14 protein-coding genes are annotated in these 20,900 nt (G+C 60.2%); 4 read left to right on the forward strand and 10 right to left on the reverse strand.

All coding sequences use genetic code 11. From position 1 onward, the window contains the following. Positions 1–366: 366 nt before the first annotated feature. The 3 genes from PIB16_RS14790 to PIB16_RS14800 all read left to right on the forward strand — a co-directional run bounded on the left by PIB16_RS14790 (position 367) and on the right by PIB16_RS14800 (position 9,012). Positions 367–2,412: an O-linked N-acetylglucosamine transferase, SPINDLY family protein gene (locus PIB16_RS14790; RefSeq protein WP_081308043.1), complete on the forward strand. Its 2,046-nt coding sequence runs from the start codon at positions 367–369 to the stop codon at positions 2,410–2,412. A 100-nt stretch (positions 2,413–2,512) separates the two neighbouring features. Further along, the gene (glf, locus tag PIB16_RS14795; RefSeq protein WP_065657459.1) at positions 2,513–3,670 is read left to right on the forward strand and encodes a UDP-galactopyranose mutase; all 1,158 of its coding nucleotides are present in this window, start codon (positions 2,513–2,515) and stop codon (positions 3,668–3,670) included. A gap of 155 nt (positions 3,671–3,825) precedes the next feature. Further along, the gene (locus PIB16_RS14800; protein ID WP_271045787.1) at positions 3,826–9,012 is read left to right on the forward strand and encodes a beta strand repeat-containing protein; all 5,187 of its coding nucleotides are present in this window, start codon (positions 3,826–3,828) and stop codon (positions 9,010–9,012) included. 100 nt (positions 9,013–9,112) lie between these two features. Here PIB16_RS14800 and PIB16_RS14805 read toward each other — a convergent pair whose 3' ends face one another. The 9 genes from PIB16_RS14805 to PIB16_RS14845 form a co-directional block, all read right to left on the reverse strand. Beyond that, a complete protein-coding gene (locus PIB16_RS14805; protein WP_065657461.1) occupies positions 9,113–10,540 on the reverse strand; it encodes an FAD/NAD(P)-binding protein in 1,428 nt (475 codons plus the stop codon). A 183-nt stretch (positions 10,541–10,723) separates the two neighbouring features. Further along, entirely contained in the window at positions 10,724–11,827 is a 1,104-nt protein-coding gene (gene sfnG, locus PIB16_RS14810; RefSeq protein WP_065657462.1) for a dimethylsulfone monooxygenase SfnG, read from the reverse strand. 22 nt (positions 11,828–11,849) lie between these two features. After that, the gene (gene msuE, locus PIB16_RS14815) at positions 11,850–12,440 is read right to left on the reverse strand and encodes an FMN reductase (RefSeq protein WP_065657463.1); all 591 of its coding nucleotides are present in this window, start codon (positions 12,438–12,440) and stop codon (positions 11,850–11,852) included. A 294-nt stretch (positions 12,441–12,734) separates the two neighbouring features. Continuing rightward, positions 12,735–14,678 carry a methyl-accepting chemotaxis protein gene (locus tag PIB16_RS14820; protein WP_271045788.1) on the reverse strand — a complete coding sequence of 648 codons (1,944 nt, stop codon included), beginning with the start codon at positions 14,676–14,678 and terminating at the stop codon, positions 12,735–12,737. 89 nt (positions 14,679–14,767) lie between these two features. Next, positions 14,768–15,142 (reverse strand): hypothetical protein, encoded by a 375-nt coding sequence (locus tag PIB16_RS14825; protein ID WP_065657465.1) that lies wholly within the window; start codon positions 15,140–15,142, stop codon positions 14,768–14,770. Positions 15,143–15,402: 260 nt separating this feature from the next. Beyond that, positions 15,403–16,179, reverse strand: coding sequence for an ABC transporter permease (locus PIB16_RS14830; RefSeq protein WP_003523941.1), 777 nt, complete (start codon positions 16,177–16,179; stop codon positions 15,403–15,405). Then, entirely contained in the window at positions 16,166–16,933 is a 768-nt protein-coding gene (locus PIB16_RS14835; protein WP_003510194.1) for an ABC transporter ATP-binding protein, read from the reverse strand. The genes PIB16_RS14830 and PIB16_RS14835 overlap by 14 nt, the downstream gene beginning before the upstream one ends. Positions 16,934–16,996: 63 nt before the next feature. After that, positions 16,997–17,998 carry an ABC transporter substrate-binding protein gene (locus PIB16_RS14840; protein WP_065657466.1) on the reverse strand — a complete coding sequence of 334 codons (1,002 nt, stop codon included), beginning with the start codon at positions 17,996–17,998 and terminating at the stop codon, positions 16,997–16,999. 48 nt (positions 17,999–18,046) lie between these two features. Further along, on the reverse strand, positions 18,047–19,129 hold the full coding sequence (locus tag PIB16_RS14845; RefSeq protein ID WP_065657467.1) for a 4-oxalomesaconate tautomerase: 1,083 nt from the start codon (positions 19,127–19,129) through the stop codon (positions 18,047–18,049). Positions 19,130–19,234: 105 nt separating this feature from the next. On the opposite strand from PIB16_RS14845, the gene PIB16_RS14850 reads away from it, so the two are divergent. After that, the gene (locus tag PIB16_RS14850) at positions 19,235–20,131 is read left to right on the forward strand and encodes a LysR family transcriptional regulator (RefSeq protein ID WP_065657468.1); all 897 of its coding nucleotides are present in this window, start codon (positions 19,235–19,237) and stop codon (positions 20,129–20,131) included. A 115-nt stretch (positions 20,132–20,246) separates the two neighbouring features. Here the strand turns inward: PIB16_RS14850 and PIB16_RS14855 are convergent, their stop codons facing one another. Beyond that, positions 20,247–20,792, reverse strand: coding sequence for a MarR family winged helix-turn-helix transcriptional regulator (locus PIB16_RS14855; RefSeq protein ID WP_065657469.1), 546 nt, complete (start codon positions 20,790–20,792; stop codon positions 20,247–20,249). Positions 20,793–20,900 lie beyond the last annotated feature (108 nt).

Raw genomic sequence — 20,900 nt, forward strand, 5'->3', positions numbered from 1 at the left:
ATCCACGACGCGGCCCGAAGCCGCGTCGTGGCCTTTTCGTCGCAGAATACTTCGAAAGATTTCTGAAAAATTCGTCTGCATCGTTTATCGAAACAATGCTTTCGTCGCGCGACAGAACAATGGGCTGAGGCATTCTCGCCCGGAGAAAATATCAGCAATTGGTCCCTTGGCCTGACTGATCCGTTGCCTCCCAGGCGACCGTTCGACTGGAAGGACATTTCGCTCCTCAAAGCCCGCGGCTGATCAGCGCAAGCAACCCGGACCTTAATACATCCAGCCACAGGCAAGTTACCTGCGATAGCTAAGGATGGCCCATCAACAGGCTGTTCTTATCTTCGACCCTTTGTCGCCTTGCCGCAGGATGTCATGACCGCCAACCAAGTCTCCCCATCAAATGACGACACCGCTCCGAGTGCACTCGATCTTGCGCGGAACCAGCGGCTGAGCCTCATGGATCTGCTGAGCATATCAGAGGCGCTCAATGCCGCCGGGCAACAGGCGGCGGCGGCGGAACTTTACAAGACCTGGGTCGCATTCAACGACAACAACCCGACGATCCATCTCGCCTATTTCAACTATGCCGTCATGCTCAACCAGCTGGGCGATCGGGCCGGCGCTGTACAGGCGTTTCGCGCCTGCCTGAAGGCCAACCCGGAATTCGCGCCCGGCCACATCAATCTCGGCCGCGCGCTTGAAGATGCCGGGCTGATCGGCCACGCGGTGGAGCAATGGTCGCATTATGCCGAAGCGACGAAAAGCGTCGACGCCGAGACAATCGGCCATCGGCATATGACCCTGCAGAATATGGGCAGGGTTCTAGAAGGCGCCGGAAAGCTCGAAGAGGCCGAGACCGCCTTGCTACAGGCATTCGAACTGCGGCCGGAACTGCCGGAGGCCGGCCAGCACTGGGCATCGTTGCGGCAGCGCCAGTGCAAATGGCCCATACTTGCCCCTTCGAGCCATATTCCCGTGCGCAAGATGCTCGATGCGATGTCGTCGCTGACGCTGAGCTGTTACGCCGACGACCCGATGTTCCAGCTCGCCAAGGCATATCGCCTCAGCAAGATGCTGGTCGGTGCGCGTCCGGACCTCAGCCGGTTCCCGCGCAGATCACCCAAGCAGAAATCCGGCACCGGCCAGCGTCTGCGCGTCGGCTACCTCTCGTCGGATCTTCGCGATCATGCCGTCGGCTTTGCCCTCTGCGAAGTTCTGGAACTTCATGACAAAGATAGCATCGAGGTCTTCGCCTATTATTGCGGCAATGTCCGCGGCACTGACAGCACGCAGGCACGCATCAAGGCCGCGGTTCATTGCTGGCGTGATATTCACGGCATGGATGATGCCACCGCGGCATCTCAGATCATTGCCGACGAGATCGATATATTGATCGACGTGAATGGCTACACCAAGGATGCCCGTACGAAAATCTTCGCCTATCGTCCCGCGCCTGTCATCGTCAGCTTCTGCGGCTATCCCGGATCGATGGGAAGCCCGTTCCATCAATATCTGATCTCCGACGGCTACATGATCCCGCCGGAGAACGAGATCTATTATTCCGAAAAGGTGCTCCGCATCGCCTGCGACCAGCCCCTCGACCGGAAGCGGTCCATCGCCCCCCGGCCGACCCGGGCAGAGGTCGGATTGCCGGAGGATGCATTCGTTTATGCCAGCTTCAACGGCATGCAGAAGATCACGGAAAACTGCTTCGCCCGCTGGATGACGATCCTGTCTGAGACGCCCGGCAGCCTGTTGTGGCTGCTGGCGGGTGATGACGACGTCAATCAACGGCTGCGAGACCTTGCGGAAAAGAGCGGCGTCGCGTCCGACAGGCTCATCTTCGCACCGAAGGCCCAAAACCCGCAGCATATTGCGCGCATCGGTCTTGCCGATCTGTTCCTCGACACGTTCCCCTATGGCGCGCATTCCACGGCGTCGGATGCGATAACCTCAGGCCTGCCGGTTCTCACCATGTCGGGCAAGACCTTTGCCGCACGCTTCTGCGGCAGCATCGTCACCGCGGCGGGCGTGCCGGAGATGATCTGCTCCTCACCGGAAGATTATGTCGCCCGCGCCATCGGTTTCGAACGCGACCGCAAAAGCCTTCTGGAGGTCAGGGAATCGATCGCCCGGCAGCGCGACACCAGCGTGCTGCGCGATATTCCCGCCCTGGCGCGGCGTCTCGAAGAACTCTTCTGGCAAATGCAGGGTGAATGCGAGCGTGGCGAGACCCCGGTGCCCGACCTCAGCAATCTCGATATTTATTACGAAGCAGGTGCAGAAGCGCTGCAGGAAAACATCGAGTTCGAGGACGAACAGAGTTACCGCGAGCGCTACCTGAAGAAGCTGAGGCAATGGCACGATTATGCGCCGATCCCCTATGACCGCCGCCTCTGGCAGAAACCGGACAATTGAGCGGGGATCGAACGACACCGGCAAGGACAAGCGCCGTGCGGCGCCTCCCGACAAATATTGACCGCCCGCAAGGCGATGGATGAACAGGACTGACTTAGCAATGTTCGCGGACGAAAGAATTGTCATTGTGGGCGCCGGGCTTTCCGGCGCGGTCATTGGCCGGGAGCTGGCACTGGCAGGCCACAGGGTCGATATCGTCGATGCCCGCGATCACATTGCCGGCAATTGCCACACCGAACGCGACGGTGAGACCGGAGTTATGGTGCATGTTTACGGTCCGCATATTTTCCACACCGACGACAAGGAAGTCTGGGACTATGTGAACGGCTTTCAGACATTCATGCCTTACAAGAACCGGGTCAAAACGACGAGCGGTGAGCGCGTCTATTCGCTGCCGGTCAATCTGCACACGATCAACCAGTTCTTCGGCAAGAATTTCCGGCCCGATGAAGCCAGAGCCTTTATCGAGGAAAAGGCCGACAAGTCGATTACCGATCCACAGACCTTCGAGGAGCAGGCGCTGCGCTTCGTCGGCCGCGATCTCTATGAAGCCTTCTTCAAGGGATACACCGAGAAACAATGGGGTTGCTCGCCGACGGAACTGCCGGCCTCGATCCTGAAACGCCTGCCCGTGCGCTTCAACTATGACGACAACTACTTCTTCCACAAATATCAGGGCATGCCGGAAACCGGCTATACGGACATGATCGAACGCATCCTCGATCATCCGAATATCAGCGTCAAACTTGGCACCCATTTCCAGCGCGCCGAAGCGCCGGCCTCCGCACACGTCTTCTATTCCGGTCCGCTCGACGGCTATTTCGACTTCGAATTCGGCCGTCTGGCGTACCGGACGCTCAATTTCGAACGTTTCACCTATGACGGCGATTATCAGGGCTGTGCGGTGATGAATTATGGCGACGTTTCGGTGCCCTTTACCCGCATCACCGAACACAAGCACTTTTCTCCGTGGGAAGATCATGCCGGCTCCGTCTGCTACAGGGAATTCTCCCATGAATGCGGCCCGCAGGACATTCCCTATTATCCCATCCGGCTGGTCGAGGACAAAGAACAGCTCGCCGAATATGTGGCGCGCGCCGAGCGGGAAGCGTCGGTAACCTTTGTCGGGCGGCTCGGGACCTACCGTTATCTCGACATGGATGCGACCATTCGAGAGGCGCTCGACACCGCCCGGCTCTATCTCGCCCGGCGAGCGGAGGGCGCTCCCATGCCGGCATTTCTGCATTCACCCCTTTGAGGTGACGGCGGCTGAAGCGTAGCAACTTAAGGTTCAGGCAAGCCCGATTGCGTACTCAACATCTGAAAAATGGTGGACCTGCGTAACCGATGCCCCTCTGGTGGGCTCGGGCGGAAAATCCACCTGTTGGGCCTGGACTTTAGGATTTTTCAGACATGACGTCGATCATTTCTTCCCTGAACGTCAATCAGATCAGATATCTCTCGACAGAGGCGGTCGCGGCCTGGGCAACCGAGGACGTCGCGTCGCTCTCTACAACGCAGATCAAGGCGCTCTCCTCGGATCAGATCGCGGCACTGGATGTGGAGGATGTGAAAGTCCTCAACTCACAACAGTTGAGCGCCATTTCGCAGGGCGCCATCGCTGGCCTGACACTGGATCAGCTCAACATTCTCGATCAATACGCCATCAAAAGCCTGAATTCGAGCCAGATTTCTGCGCTCACCACCACCCAGCTCCATGCCCTGACGACGGAACAGGCGGAGGCTTTGACCTCATCTCAGGTGCGCGCCCTCAATGCGACGCAAATTGCCGCCCTGAGCGCTGAAGATATAGCGACGTTCTCAACCGCCGATATCGCAGCGCTCACGAGCAAAGCCATGCCGGGCCTGAGCACGGAGGTGATCGCAGGGCTTACCCCCGAGCAGATCGCGGCCCTGAGCACGAGCGCCGTTGCGAGCCTGACGACCGACCAGATCGCGGTCCTGAGCCCGGAACAGGCCGAAGCCCTGTCGCCGGCGCAGGTCAAAGTGCTGAGCTCGATGCAACTCGCTGCCCTCGGCACAGACGACATAGCGACATTCTCGACCGCCGACATCGCCGCGATCACCGTCAAGGCCATGCCGGGCCTCAGCACCGAGGCAATCGCAGCGTTTAGCCCGGATCGGATCGCCGCCCTCAGCGCAAGCACGATTGCCGGCCTGACGATCGACCAGATCGAAACCCTGAGCACCGCCCAGATCGCCGCATTGACGACGGCCCAGATTGCCGCACTCAAGACGACGCACATCGCCGCCTTAAGCACCAGCCAGGTCGAAGCCCTGTCGCCGGAACAGGTGAGGTCGCTGAGCGCGGCGCAATTCGTGGCGCTGAGCGCGGAAGACATCGCGACATTCTCTACCGCCGATATAGCGGAGATCACCGGCAAAGCCATGCCCCGTCTGGGCACGGAGACGATCAGCACGCTGACCAAAGAGCAGATCGCCGCATTGACGACGGCCCAGATGAACGCCCTCGGTATAGCGCAGTTCCAGGCCTTAAGCGCGGCTCAGATCGAGGCCCTGTCAACCGCTCAGATTGCCGCCCTCAGCACCGGCGTGGTCGCCAACCTGATAGCCGACCAGATCGAAGCCTTCAGCACCCAGCAGGTCGAGGCCCTTTCCTCGGCACAGGTGAAGTTGCTGAGCTCGATCCAGCTTGCGGCCCTGAGCGCGGAGGACATAGCAACATTCTCGACCGCCGATATCGCGGCAATCACCGGCAAAGCCATGTCCGGCCTGAGCGCGGACGCAATCGCGGCGCTGTCCACCGCCCAGATCGCCGCCCTGACCACCAGCGCCATTGCCGGCCTGACGGCCGATCAGATCGAAGTTCTGAGCACCGAGCAGGTTGAGGCGCTGTCTCCGACGCAGGTGAAGTCCCTGAGTTCAGCGCAGCTTGCAGCCCTGAGCATCGAGGATCTGGCGACATTCTCGACCGCCGATATCGCAGCGATCACGAATAAAGCCATGTCGGGCTTGAACACCGATGTTATCGCGGCCTTCACCACGGCTCAGATCGGCGCCCTCACCACCAGCGCCATCACCGGCCTCACCTCCGATCAGATCGAAGCCCTGAGCGGCAATCAGGTCAGCCTTCTATCCACCGCGCAGATCAAGGCGTTGAGTTCGGTTCAGGTCGCCGCCCTAGGCAACGATGTGGCCGCCCTGTCCACCAGCCAAACCGCCGTGTTGAGCACATCGGGCATCAAGGGTCTGACCAGCGATCAGGTTGCGGCCCTCAGCATCGATCAGTTCGCGGCCCTGACCACAGCCCAGATCGCGGCTTTCGGCTCGGGGCAGATTGCGGCCTTGAGCACGGACAATATAGCATCGCTTTCCGTGGCCCAGCTTGCGGCAATGAGCACCTCCGGCATCCTCGGACTTTCGACCGGCCAGATCGCCGCCCTCAGCACCGATCAGGTTTCCAGGCTGTCGACCAAGCAGATGGCGCGGTTGAGCGCGGCACAAATTGCCACCCTCGGCACAGACGACATCGCCGCTCTTTCAACGGCCCAGATCGCCTCCCTGAGCGCTGCGGGCATTACGGGACTAAACGCGCAACAGCTGGCGACCCTCACCACCAGCCAGGCCGAAGCCTTGACGAGCGCGCAGATCCTCAATCTCGGCTCCACACAGATTTCCCAGCTGGGGACGGACGATCTGGCGAAATTCACGACCAAGGACATCGCCGCGATCACGTCCAGCGCAATCGCAGGACTGTCGGCAGAAACCCTTGCTTCCCTGACGACAGCCCAGATTGCCGCCTTGAATGTACAAAGCATCGGTGCGTTGAGCACCGCGCAGATCGCCGCCTTGAGTATCGCCCAGGTCGAGGCCTTGACCACCGCCCAGGTCGGCGCTCTCAGCTCGAAACAGATCGCCGCCTTAAGCGCGGATAACATTGCGACATTCTCGACCAAGGATATCGCCGCGATCAGTTCCAGTGCGATCTCCGGATTGTCGGCAGAGACCATCGCCTCCCTGACGACAGCCCAGATTGCCGCCCTGAACGTGCAAAGCATCGGTGCGTTGAACACCGCGCAGATCGCCGCCCTCAGCACCGCGCAGGTCGAGGCCTTGACCAGCGCTCAGGTAAGCGCTCTCAGCTCGACGCAGATAGCTGCCCTGAGCGCGGAGGATATGGCGACGTTCTCGACCAAGGACATTGCCGCCCTTAGTTCGAATGCAATCCCGGGCCTGTCCACCCAAACCATAGCGTCGCTGACGACAGCGCAGATCGCAGCGCTGAGTACGGCTGGCATTGGCGGGCTGAGCACCGGACAGGTCGCAGCGCTTACTGGCGATCAGGTGGACGCCCTGACCAGTACCCAAATCGCGGCACTCACCTCCAAACAGGTTGCGGCCTTGAGCGTGGCTGACATCGCCTCGCTTTCAGCAGCCCAGATAGCCTCCCTCAGCACGGCGGGCATAACGGGCCTGAGCACTGACCAGATCGCGGCCCTCGATACCGCGCAGGTCGAGGCTTTGACCGATACACAGGTCGGTGCTCTCAGCTCGAAACAGATTGCGGTCTTTGGTACCGACGACATGGCAACGTTCTCGACCAAGGACATTGCCGCGATCAGTTCAAATGCCATCCCGGGCTTGTCAACGGAGACCATAGCGTCGCTGACCACGGCCCAGATCGCAGCCTTGAGTGCGGCTGGCGTTGGAGGGTTGAACACCGGGCAGGTCGCCGTCCTGACGAGCGATCAAGTCGACGCCCTGATCAGTATCCAGGTCGGCGCCCTCACCTCCAGACAGGTTGCCGCCCTCAGCGTGGCCAGCATCGCCTCGCTTTCGGCAACCCAGATAGCCGCTCTCAGCACGGCGGGCGTAGCGGGCCTGACCACCGATCAGATCGCCGCTCTCAACACCGCTCAGGTCGAGGCCCTCACCAGTGCTCAGATCGGCGTCCTCAGCGCAAAACAGATTGCGGCCCTCAGCGCCGGTGGCCTTGATACATTCACCGCCGCCGAACTGGCTGTCATCAGCTCGAGTGCGATCTCGGGCCTGTCGACAGCGGCAATCGCTTCGCTGACGACGGCGCAGATCGCAGCCCTCGGCGCGGCGGCAGTACCCGGCCTGACCACCGCCCAGATCGCGGCCCTCGGCACCGGTCAGGTGGATGCCCTCACCAGCGCCCAGATCGCCGCCCTCACCTCCAGGCAGGTTGCGGCTCTGAGCGTGGCCAGTATCGCCTCGCTCTCGGCAGCCCAGATAGCCGCCCTCAGCACTGCGGGCACGGCGGGCCTGACCACCGATCAGATCACGGCGCTCGACACCCTTCAGGTCGAGGCCCTGACCAGTGGTCAGATCGGCACTCTCAGTTCGAAACAGATCGCGGCCCTCAGCGCCGGCGATCTCGATACATTCACTGCCGCCGAGCTGGCCGCCATCAGCTCGAATGCGGTCGCGGGCCTGTCGACAGCCACGATCGCCTCGTTGACGACCGCTCAGATCGCCGCACTCGGCGCGGCGGCAATACCGGGCCTGACCACGGATCAGATCGCGGCTCTCGGCACCGGTCAGGTAAGCGCGCTGACCAATGCCCAGATCGGCGCCCTCACCTCCAAACAGGTTGCGGCCCTGAATACGGCCGACATCGCTTCCCTTTCCGTCAGCCAGATAGCGGCTCTGGACGCCAAGGCGATTGCGGGCCTTGGCAGCGCACAGACCGGCGCGTTGAGCATTGAACAGGTCCAGACATTATCCACCCGGCAGATAGCATCGCTGAATTCGGATGCGCTCAATGGCATGTCCGCGGAGATGCTGGAAACCTTCTCGGCGGAGGAACTCGCGGCTATCGGCTCAAGCGCGATAAAGGGACTGTCCACGGACTTTATCGCCGCTCTTTCCACCGCCGAGGTTGCGGCCCTGAGCACGGCTGGCGTCGCCGGATTGACCAGCGATCAGATCAATGCCCTCGGCAAGGACCAGATCGAAGCGCTCTCCACCAGCCAGATCGCCGCATTGAGTTCGGCCGGACTTGCGGGATTGACGGCGGACGATCTGGATACATTCTCGACCGGCGAACTTGCCGCCATCAGTTCGACGGCGATAAAGGGACTGTCCGCCACCGTCGTGGCCTCCCTGTCTTCTCAGGAGATCGCCGCTTTGACGACGGGCCAGGTGGCTGCGCTGAGCTACGGTCAGGTCGCGGCGATGGGGTCTGCGCAAATCGGAGCGCTGTCACTGTCACAGGTCAGCGTCCTCAACGCGCTGCAGGCAGCCGCGCTTGGCGGCGACGACCTGACGGCATTTTCCACCGAGCAGATCATCAGCCTGAGTTCGAGCGCGATCTCGGGATTGGGCACCGGTACGCTCGCTGCCCTGACGGCATCCCAGGCGGCAGCCTTCACACCAGGCCAGGTCGCCGCCATGACATCGGCGCAGGTTACGGCCTTGAACAGCGCCAAGACCACCAACAGCTCTGTCCAGGATATCGCCTCCCTGATCTCAACCACCAACGAGACGACTTCGACCCAGGGCAGCGCGACCAGCACATCAGTGGCGGCTTCGAGTGAAACGCAGGAGACGTCTGACGTCGCTGCAACCATTTTGTCTTATCTGGACGTCTGATTTTAGCCTGCGAACAGGGAAATAACCGGGCCGGGATAACTGCCATCGCCTGATGGCAGCCGCCATCTCGCCGGCTCACCAACCCCGCGTCAGGTTGCGATCAGACCGGCGCCGGGCTGCTCGCCGCTGGCGCAAGGTTCCGTGCGATCTCTCCGGCAACGAAGATCGCGTGCTCGGTAACCTGGGGCAGGCCCATCAGTTCACCGAAGGTTCCGCGCGCCAGCGGACCGCCGATCAGCAGCGTTTCAATGGCCTGGCCGCGGCTGTCGATGGCGCGGGATCGCTCGTCGCAGCGGATGCCCAGCCCCGTCGGGCAAAAGGTCAGAAGACCCGCCTGCTCCAGACCGGAAAGAAAAGCCTGCGATTTCAGAATTCCACCATGGGCGGGACCGGTTGTCACGACAATCGCATCGACGTCGAGCCGCGCGATTTCCCTTTTACCGCGAAACCGCAGATCGACATGCAACGAACCGTCTTCGCCAGCCTTTGCGGACACAAGCGACCCGGCGACGATCTGTAGCTGGCCCGAAATTATGGCCGCATCCAGAAGTTTCTCCACCTGCGGCGCGATCCTGAACCGGTGCGCGTCCCAGAAGGGCCGCAGCCACCGCACCACCCTGCGCTTTTCGATCAGCGGAAGGTTCCGCCATATGTCGCGTCCCTGCAGGCGAACGGCGTCCAGAACGCCATGCCAGCTCGCACCGCCCGCTTGCGACACTCTCACAGCCTCTCTAATCCGCCGTAGCAGTTCCGACGCGCTTTTGGACGGCGGATCGACAAAATCGCCGTAGGGTTCCTGCGGCAAGGCCGGATGGCCACGCGACCGCAAGCCGCGGCGCGACAGCGAAACGACGCGCGCATGATGGCCGCGCCGGTGGAGCGCGGCAAAGGCATCAGCCGCGGTCAAGCCATTGCCGACGATCAGAATGCGGTCACCCGCGGCGATATTTTCCAGCGCAGCCTCCGCATTCAAGTCCGCCACCAGTTTCGGATGGCCGGCAAGCGGTTTCAACACCTGCGGAAGCGCTGGCGGCGGATGGCTTGTGGCAACCACCACGATGTCCGCGAAGTGGCTCTCGCCCTCTGCGGTTTGCAGCTGCCAGCCGTCATCATGACGGGCCACATGTTCCACCGTGCTGCGCCCGTGCTCAACGATGCCCGCATCCAGCAGGGGCGCGATCTCGGCCGCGACATAGGCGCCGAAGACCCTGCGTTGCGGATAGGCCTGCCCATCGGGCAAAACCGCTGCTGCATCGCCCGCAAGCGCGTTCGACCTGTCGAGATAATGGAGGAAATTATCCGGATCATCAGGATAAAGCGTCATGCGCCCGGCCGGTACGTTGATCCGGTTGGCCGGCTCCGGCGTGGAATAGGCAAGCCCCGCGCCCAATGCCGCTCTCGGTTCGAACACCACGATCCGCACATTTTCGAACGCCCCAGCGGCTCGATGGAGATGGAGGGCAATCGCTGCCCCGCTAAATCCACCGCCTATGATGGCGACAATGGCATTCTTCCGGCTCACTGACATTTCAACTCACGCGACCTCGACGGCACGCCCCGAATAACGTCCAATTTTAGCAGCCGGGATGAAAAATTCACAGCGATGCGTGTCAGGCCGCGCAGGTTCGAACGCATGCATCCCATCCGGTCCGGCTGCGGCACTTTCGGCGGATCAGCGGCGAAGGCCACCGCTCCACCTTTTCTGCCTGCGTTATTCGGCTGCAATCGCCGCGCTTTCCTCGACCTCTTCGAGTGCACGCACCAGCGGAATGACGTGCTTGCCGAAATACTCGACCTCCTCCTGGAAATGCAGGAAACCGAGCAGGATGAGGTCGGCGCCGGCGCGCTTCAGGCGCACGATGCGCTCCGCCACCTGTTGGGGGGTGCCGATGAGGTTAGAGCGGAAACCGTCATTGTACTGAACGAGATCCTCGAAGCTGGATTTCGCCCAGTTGCCCTCTCCTTCCGGGGAGGCCTTACCGGCATTCTTCACCTCATGGCCAAAAGCGTTGACCGCTTCCGGATTGGCCTTCTCGATGATTTCGGCAAGCACGGCCTTTGCCTCTTCCTCCGTCTCACGCACGATGGCGAAGGCATTCACGCCGACCTTGACCGAATGATTGTTCTCAGCCGCCTTGGCACGGATGTCATCGACCTGCCTTGCAATCTCTTCCGGGGTATTACCGTTGGTGAAATACCAGTCGGAAACGCGGGCCGCCATATCGCGGGCTGCGCGCGAAGAACCGCCCTGAAAGATTTCAGGCTGCGGATCGATCGGTTTCGGCTTCAGGGAATAATTGTTGAAGCGATAGAAATCGCCGCGGAAGGTGAAGCTGTCTTCCGTCCAGATGCCGCGCAATGCACGGATGAACTCCTCCGAGCGGCGATAGCGCTCGTCGTGGTCGAGCCACGGTTCGCCGATGGCATGGAACTCGCCGCGAAACCAGCCGCTGACAATGTTGACCGCAACGCGGCCATTGGTGAGGTGGTTAATCGTGGCGATCTGTTTTGCAGCGAGCGCCGGGTTCCACGGCCCCGGCAGAATGGCGGCAATGACCTTCAGGGTCTTTGTCGACTCCAGCAGGGAATGGCTGAAAGATACGGATTCATGCTGGAACTCGGCGCCGTAACCGGCCGTGAACCGAATCTGGCTCAGCGCATAGTCAAAACCGCTCGCTTCCGCGATCTGCGCGAGCTTGCGGTTATAGTCGATGGTCCAGCTGGTGCGTTGCTCGATATTCGAGATGACGAGGCCACCGGAAACATTCGGCACCCAATAAGCGAATTTAACGGGCTCGGCTGTGCGTGCGGTCATGATAAATTCCTCTCTTGCAATCTCAGTTGGCAGCCGCTTCGCATGAAACGACGGAAAGGGTCGGATGGTGATCGCCGCCGCCAAGCGCTTTGGCGGGTAAAAGCTCGAACAGATCGGCGACGGCGCGCTCAATGCGCGCTTCCACAGCCGGGTTTGAAAGCGTGTATCCGGTAAAATCCGCCTCGACGGCATAAACCGTGGTCGGCACGGTAACAGCGCCGAAGAAGCCGAACAGCGGACGGAACTGGTGTTCCAGCATCAGGCCATGCAGCGGCGAGCCGCCGGTCGCGGCAAGGATCACGCGTCGACCCTGCAGGGCACGGAAATCGACGATATCGAATAAATGCTTGAGCGCGCCCGTATAGGACGCGCGATAGACCGGCGAACCGACGACGAGCACATCGGCAGCCTCCACGGCATCAACAATCGCGCGCCCGGCCTCGTCGAGCTCATCTGCGCGCAATGCCCGAAATAGAACCGGGGCGGCATCGGCAAGATCGATGAGATCGGTTTCAACCTTCGCCGTCCGCCCGATCGCGGCAACAATTCGTTCAACGACATGCGCCGTGCGGGACGGCCGCTTCACACTACCGGAAATGCCAAGGATCTTCATATCCGTTCGCCCTTCTTTTGTGTGTATTTTCTATGTTTTTAATAGGCTATCAAAGGCGCTCATTCCAAAAGCCGCATATTTTGAGAAATGCTTTCGCGTATTTGGGCCGAAGCACGACTGGTTCACACAGGGCAAGGCGGTCGCTGCAAGCGCCGGAGCGGAAAGCCGCTCATGCCATCAACGGGCGGATATTTCCCAAAAGCAGGACACCGGGGATCTCCGATCCCCGGTGCCGATATTTAGAGCGATGCTCTCAGCGCCTCAATTGAAGGCGACATTAAGGCAGGGCAAGGATCAAAACTCTTCCCAGTTGTCGGGGGCAGTATTCAACGCGGCATTGCCTGAAAACGCGGCCCTTATCCTGCCGCCAAGCGCACGCGCGGGAGAGGCTGCGGGCCTGTCAGCGACCGATGCCGTGCGCACGGGCGCGGAGGCCTCGCCATAACCGCCTTCGGACAGTTTGAACTGCGCGATCAGCCCGTTCAGCGAAGAGGCCTCGCGTGCAAGCCCGTGGCTGGCGGCGGTGCTTTCTTCCACCATGGCGGCGTTCTTCTGGGTGTCCTGATCCATCTGGTTCACGGCCGTATTGATCTGCTGAAGGCCGGAGGATTGCTCCTGTGCTGATTCCGCGATGGCGGCAACGTGCCGGTTGATTTCCTGCACCTCCGTCACGATCAGTTCCAGCGCCTTGCCGGTTTCACCAACCAGCTGCACGCCCTGCTGAACCTGACCGTTGGAAGTCGTGATCAGGTTCTTGATCTCCTTGGCCGCACCGGCAGAGCGTTGCGCCAGTTCGCGAACTTCCTGCGCGACAACGGCAAAGCCCTTGCCCGCCTCACCCGCACGGGCAGCTTCCACGCCGGCATTCAGCGCCAGAAGGTTTGTCTGGAACGCGATCTCGTCGATCACGCCGATGATGTTGGAAATCTCATTGGCGGATGTCGCGATCTGCTCCATTGCAGCGACGGCCTGCTGCACCACCTCTCCGGATTTTTCAGCGCCGACTTTTGCACGGCCGACGAGGTGACGCGCTTCCTGCGCCCGTTTCGTGGCGTCCTTCACCGTCGTGGTGATCTCTTCCAGCGCAGCCGCGGTCTCTTCAACGGCGGCAGCCTGCTGCTCCGTGCGCCTCGCCAGGTCGTCCGCCGCAGACCTTATCTCGTTGGCGCCGGCGTCGATGCCGCGCGCGTTCTGCGCCACCTGGCTCAAGGTCGACTGCAACTGTTCCGCAGCCCGGTTGAAATCGCCGCGGATACCGTCAAGACCGGAGACGAACGGCTGAACGATCCGGTAAGTAACGTCGCCCTGGGCGATCTTCGAAAGGGCCGTGGCAAGATTGTCGACGGCAAACTGCACGTCGGCAGCTTCCCTGGCCTTCTGTTTCTCGCGCTCGATCCGGTCCTTTTCAGAAGTCGACCGGTTGGCCTCCGTTTCATTCTCAAGCCGGAGGCGTTCGATTGCGCTTTCGCGAAACGCCTGAACCGCAGCGGCCATCTGGCCGACTTCATCCCTGCGATCCATTCCGGAAATTTCGCTTGCCGTATCACCGGCCGCCAGCGATTCCATACGCGCGCGAAGCCGCGCAATCGGGGTGGTGATGCCCCGGGAGGAAATGAGCAAGCCAAGTGCGATCACGGCCAGCGAAACGAGCGCGAGCGTAATCAGGCCCGTCCAGATCGTCGTATTGGTGCTGGCTGTAAGGCGTTCTCTCCCCTCATTCATCACCTGGATGAGCTGCTCATTGCCGGCGCTGATCTTTGGCGAGACTTCGGCAATTTTTCGAAGCACGTTGAGCGCCATCTGCTGCGCTTCGGCGCGTTGCCCTGCCTGCATGAGGGCGATGACCTGATTGCCGGTCTCCTCGACTTCGACAACACCCTTGAGGATATCGCGGGCGGCATCCGTGCGCGCCGGCACCAGTTCCATGATCTTGTTCTGGCGTTCCTCGAGCTGCTTACGGTCGGCTCGGAAGGTTTTGACGGCAGCTTCGAAATCAGCGCTGGCCGGGTCGTTAAGGCTGGCGCGAAGCATCTGCATGCCAAGTGCATTGAGGTTCCCGCTGGTTCTGGCGTTCAGAACCGCAGCAAGGGCCTCATGGCCGATGAAATCGCTATAGACGCTGTCGGTGCCTTTATATTGCAGGCTGACGTAGCTTATTCCGGAAAGCGACATCAGGCTCATCAACGAGATGACAAAAACGACCTTCGTTTTTATCTTGGTATTGTTCAGGAAAGACATGAATGGCCTCAAGGCAAGCACTCCTCCAGCCGCCCTCTCGGGAGGCCGGGGAATAATAATGAAACATCGCGGGTAGCTGTTGCCCCTCCTCATAGGGCGACAAGCGGATGCCTTTTTCGAGCCGCCGCTGGGCGGGTCGTCATGGGTCCGCTTGTTCTACCGGCTCCGCCGATGAAACCTTGGAACCTGCGTATTTTAGATTTCACAAAATCACTAAATGAAGTGTTACCCGGGATAGGCAAGTGCTGACAATTCGCCACGCTGCAGACCGGTTCGAGCTCGTCGGCAAGGGCGGGAACCTTGTCGGCCTCCAGCAATATTCCATCCGAAACCGGTGGAGGCGCTACTGCCGCATAGGCTCGCAGGACCATCAGCCCGTAAAAGACCCACGACAGCGCCGGCAAGGCAAGAAGCACCAGCAACACAAGCAAAAGAGGCGACAGGATATCCACGCCGCCTTCCATCGACGCCTGCCCGCCGGGCCTTGTCGAACAGGGCTGGAAGCGAACGGTGCGTATCAAGATCGATGGAGCCGGCGAATTCCAGGCAGCCGGGGTCCGAGTGTATGACGGTGGTGTCGAAATCAGCGTAGTAGATGTCCAGCATGTGCAATTTGTCCAGCGGATGGAATGATTTGGACGTCCCCATTTCGCTTGCAAGGCTCAGCCATTTTAAAAGGGGCGATCACGGACCGCCCCACGGAAATAATCTTGTTTCAGTCCGCTTACGCGGGACGCTCCTCGCCTGCATTGGGTCGCCAGGTAATCAATCTCTTCTCCGCAAAATCCAGAATGAGGTCAATAACAAGAACGAACACCGCCAGAATGATGATGCCTGCGAAGACGCCGACCGCATCGAAGTTGCCTTCCGAGCGGGCGATCAGGTAGCCGAGACCGGCGGAAGCTCCCAGATATTCACCGATGATTGCGCCGACCACTGCAAATCCGACGGAGGTGCGCAGCGACGATAGAATCCAGCTCGCCGCCGCCGGGAAATAGACGTGACGCAGCAGATCCGAACGCTTGGCGCCCAGAATGCGGGTATTGGAAAGCACGACCGGGTTCACTTCACGCACGCCCTGCATGGCGTTGAAGAAGGTGACGAAGAAGACGAGCGTAACCGCAAGCGCAACCTTGGACCACAGGCCAAGACCGAGCCAGAGCACGAAGATCGGAGCCAGAACGACACGCGGAATGGCGTTCACGGCCTTGATGAACGGATCGAGCACCCGCGCGACGAAGGGGCTGAGGCCCAGCCAGACGCCGGCGCCGACACCGAGACCTGTACCGATGAGATAGCCCAGCACGGTTTCGCTCAGCGTGATGCCGACATGTTTGTAAAAACCGGCATCGGCAACCCAGTCAATCACCTGTTTGACGATGTCATAGGGTGCCGGAAAGAAGAAGCGGTCGATGGCGCCCGAGGTCACACCGAGCTGCCACCCGCCCAAAAGCACGACCAGAAGAGCGATCTGGATGATACGAACATTAACGGCTTGCATAGCTTTTCTCCACTTCGCCACGCAGGGACGCCCATATATCGCGATAGAGCGTCATGAATTTTGGATCGAGTTTGATTTCCGCGACGTTGCGGGGCCGCTCAAGATCGACAGGGAAGCTCTCGATGACGCGGCTCTTCGGGCCGGCAGCGAGAACGACAACCCGGTCTCCGAGCGCAATCGCTTCTTCCAGATCATGGGTGATCATGACCACCGCACGGCGGTCCTCCTGCCACAGGCGCAGTAACTCGTTCTGCATGAGGTGGCGGGTGTGGATATCCAATGCGGAGAAGGGTTCATCCATCAGGATGACCTTCGGCTCGGTGATGAGCGCCTGCGCCATCTGCACGCGTTTGCGCTGTCCGCCGGAGAGCTGATGCGGAAAGCGGTCTCCGAAGCCCTTGAGGCCGACCTTTTCAAGCCAGGCCTGAACCTTGGCGCGCCGCTCATTTTCGGGAACGCCCCGGAACATCAAGCCAAGCTCGACATTCTGAAACGCTGTCTTCCAGGGAAGAAGCGCGTCCTGCTGGAACAGATATCCGATGTTGTTCTGTACGCCCTTAACGAGCGAACCGTCGATGGAAACCTTGCCCTGCGCTGGCTTCAGCAGGCCTGCGATGGCGTTGAGAATGGTGGACTTTCCGCATCCCGTCGGCCCAACGATGGAGAGAAACTCGCCATCGCCGACCTTGAGATTGACGTTTTGAACCGCAACAAACGAACCGAACGCCATGGTCACGTCGTCGATTGCCACCATCGGCTGGGGTTCGAGTTCTGTCACGGGTTCTAGCTTTCTGGCTGGCGAAGACATGGCGGCCTCTCAGTTTGCGGCCTTCGAGGCCGCAGCCTCGACGAACTTGTTGGTGTAGGTGGTGTTGAGATCGATCGTCGCCTTGGCGACCGCATCATTGAAGCTTTTCAGAACAGCGAGCGGTGTTTCGAGATCCGCAGGCTCAAACTTGCCATCTTCGGAGAAGATCGCCTTGGCCGCTTCAACGGCCTTGATGTAGGTCTGCTTGTCGCCGGACACGAAATCATCGGGAAGCTTTGCGACGATTTCCTCCGCAGAATGCTGCTTCATCCAGTGCAGCGCCCGAACCGTCGCATTGGTGACCTTCTGGATCACTTCCGGATTGGCGTTGATATAGTCCTGCGTGGCGTAAAGGACCGAGGTGGGATAGATGCCGCCATAGACATCCCTTGCGCCCTGATCGCTACGGGCATCGATGAGGATCTTGCCCAGCCCGCGCTCCACGACGATGGTTGCGGCAGGGTCGTAATTGACGAGCAGATCGATCTTGCCCTGCTGCAGGGCTGCAACGGCCGCAGCGCCCGAACCGACGCCGATGATGGAGATGTCGTTGTCGCTGAGTTTATGCTGCTTCATGTAATAGCGAATGAAGAAGTCCGAAGAGGAGCCGGGCGACGTGATGCCGACCTTCTTGCCCTTGATCGTCTCGGGCTTGGCCGGATCGAAATCCGTGTCGTTCTTGCCGGCGAGAACCAGGCCCGAGTTGCGGGCAAGCTGCACAAAGCCTACCACGTGCTTGTTCTGCGACTGCATCTGGATCGTATGATCGTAGAAGCCCACGGCAACGTCCGTGGAACCCGCGACAAGCGCCTGCAGAACCTTCGATCCGCCCTGGGCAAAGTTCTCGGTCGTTACATCAAGGCCCTCCTCCTTGTAGAAGCCAAGGCTCGCCGCCACGGGGAAAGGCAGGTTGTTGAGGTTGTACGAGCCAACGCTCATCCTGACGGATTCGGCATTGGCAGATGCCGCCAGCGCACAGAGCGCCGCGGTTGCAAGCAGATATTTACGCATAAGGGTCTCCTCCCGGTTTGACTATATTTTGCGCCACTATGGCCGCGTCTAGGCTGCGTCTTCAATCGCAGCGGTTGGTTTGGCGAAGGCAAAGCCTTCAAAAAGCCTGCGCGCCGTTCTTACGAGGCCGGCCGTTATTGCGCCGTTTCGCATCTCCAGCTGCACGTCGAGGCGGCCGGCGGGATGTTCGATGCGGATCTGGGTCGGCACCGAAAGGCCTCCGGCCGCATCATAAGCGATGGAGCCTTTGGTGACAGCCGCGGTTGCGATGCCAACGGCACCGGTCGTCGCCAATGCAGGATGACACTCGTTGGGCATGAAATACCGTACCGAAAGAGTGCCGCCTCTGCGGGCAGGTGCAATGAGCACCGGTTTCGGAATGACCATGTCTTTCACATCACCCATTCCCATCAACTTTCCGGCCTCGATGCGGATGCGGGTCATCCGTGCGATGAGATCCTTGTTAGCGCTCAGGGTTTGCGGATCCTCGTACCCCGTCACGCCGAGATCGGCTGCGCGGATGAGAACCATCGGGATGGCGCAGTCTATGGCCGTCACATTGACGCCATCGATCAGATCGACCGGCTTTCCGGTGGGCAGAAGCTTGCCGGTTTTCGCACCGGCCGCATCCATGAATGTCAATACGATGGGCGCCGCCAGACCCGGAACTCCGTCGATCGAGGCGTCGCCGAGATAAATAACCTCGCGGCCGCGTGTCGGAACCTTCGCCTCGATCAGCTTGCCGGTATTCACGTTATGGATTCGCACAAGAGTATCCTTGCCCTGCGCTTCGACAAGCCCCGCTTCGATGGCAAAGGGCCCGACGGCGGCCAGCATGTTTCCGCAGTTTGGCGAATAGTCGACATACTGCCTGTCGGTCCGAACCTGCGCAAACAGATAGTCGATGTCAGCGCCCCTGACCGTGGAAGGGCCGATAATCGCAACTTTGGACGTGACCGGATTGCCCCCGCCAATGCCGTCGATCTGCAACGGATGGCCAGACCCCATGATGGAAAGAAGGGCCGCGTCCCGGTCTGCCCGATCACGGGGAAGATCGGATGCGAGAAAGAACGGTCCACGCGACGTTCCACCGCGCATCAGCACACAGGGTATCTTCAGCAGATCGTTCATGGGTTGCCTCAATATTGCATTTGGCGGATCAATGCGCCGTGTTGTTGCAATATGAGCAAAAGAGTCTAATCTGTTAAATGCAATGTTTTGGAGTTTTATTGCGTTATGAGCATCAATTGTGAAATTCTGGATTTGCGGGCGTTTCAAGCGGTGGTTGAACTCGCCAGTTTCCACAGGGCCGCCGAGGCGCTGCATATCTCGCAACCGGCGCTTACCCGCCGTATCCAGAAGCTGGAGCAGGCCATCGGCGCGCCACTTCTGGAAAGAACGACGCGCCACGTTGCCCCCACCGCCATGGGACAGGAAGTCATGCCGCTCGTCCGGCGCATGCTCGAGGAATTTGACGGATCGCTTTTTGCCATGAAGGACGGCGCACAACGGCGCGGGCTTATCACCATGGCCTGCGTTCCCACCGCCGCTTTTTACTTTCTTCCCACCGTCATCAAGACCTTCAGCCAGCAATATCCCCATATAAGGCTGCGGATCAGGGATCTGACAGCCAATGAAGGTCTGCAGGCGGTCGCCAGAGGCGAGGTGGAATTCGGCATCAACCTGATGGGCAATTCCGATCCCGAGCTTTCATTCGAGCCGCTCATCGATGACCCCTTCGTGCTGGCAATGAGGAAAGACCACCCTCTGGCAGCCTTCGAAACGATTGAGTGGGGCCAGCTGGAGGCCTATCCGCTGGTCGTCGTGGACCGTTCGAGCGGCAACAGGACGCTTCTCGACAGCGCGCTTGCACGACACAATCTAAAATTGAACTGGTTTTATGAGGTGACGCATCTCAACACGTCGCTCGGTCTGGTCGAAGCCGGACTTGGCATTTCCGTCCTGCCACGGCTGGCAACGCCGCAGGACGATCACCCATTCCTTATCACCCGGCCAATCGTCAACCCCGTGGTCTCCCGCACGATAGGCATCGTGCAAAGGCGAAGCAGCGCTCTTTCCCCAGCCGCCGAAAAATTTGTGCGGATGCTGCTCGAGACCTGGAAAACACAGTGATCGCTTGAGAAAGATGCTTCTAGGGCATGGTTCGGCCAGTGGTGGCGCGAACCGCTGGTGCCGGCAAACAGCCTTTGATTTGCAGATCGCTCGAATAAAAGAACTGCGTCAGAAGCTAAAGACGGGCCTCGATATCCAGCACCAGCTTTTTCAGCAGCGCCGCGAGGGTATCGCGCTCGTCCGGAGTGAGCCCTTGCAGGAAACTCAGTTCGCTTTTCATGTCCTTACGAAACGCCTTTTCCGCCAGCTCTATGCCCGCCGGCATGAGGCAGACAACGACACTGCGCCCATCGAGCTTCGATTTTCTGCGCTCGATAAGCCCGGCCTTTTCCAATCGATCAAGCCGGTGCGTCAGGCCGCCTGAGGACAGCATCAGCGTCGTATACATTTCCGTCGGCGTCAGCTGGTAGGGCGGCCCTGACCGGCGCAATGTTGCGATGACATCGAACTCGCCGCGGTCGAGACCGAAACCGGCAAATGTCTCCTCGATTGATGGCGCCAGAAGGTTGCTGAGCCGCTTGGCGCGCCCGAAGATGGCCATCGGTTCTGTGTCGATATCAGGCAGTTCCCGCGCCCACTGGCCACGGAGACGGTCGACATGATCTTCCCTGTCAGCTCCCATCGTCCGATCCGTCGTTGTCTCCGGCATCGCCTGCTTCATCTCATCACCCCATTGCCACGTCGAAAACCATATACGGCTTTGCCTGCTTCGTGAATATATCTTTGCGAGAAGACAGATATCTTGACAGGAAGATAAATTGCGCATATA

The sequence above is a fragment of the Agrobacterium sp. ST15.13.015 genome, assembly GCF_027871645.1.
GTDB lineage: Bacteria > Pseudomonadota > Alphaproteobacteria > Rhizobiales > Rhizobiaceae > Agrobacterium > Agrobacterium leguminum.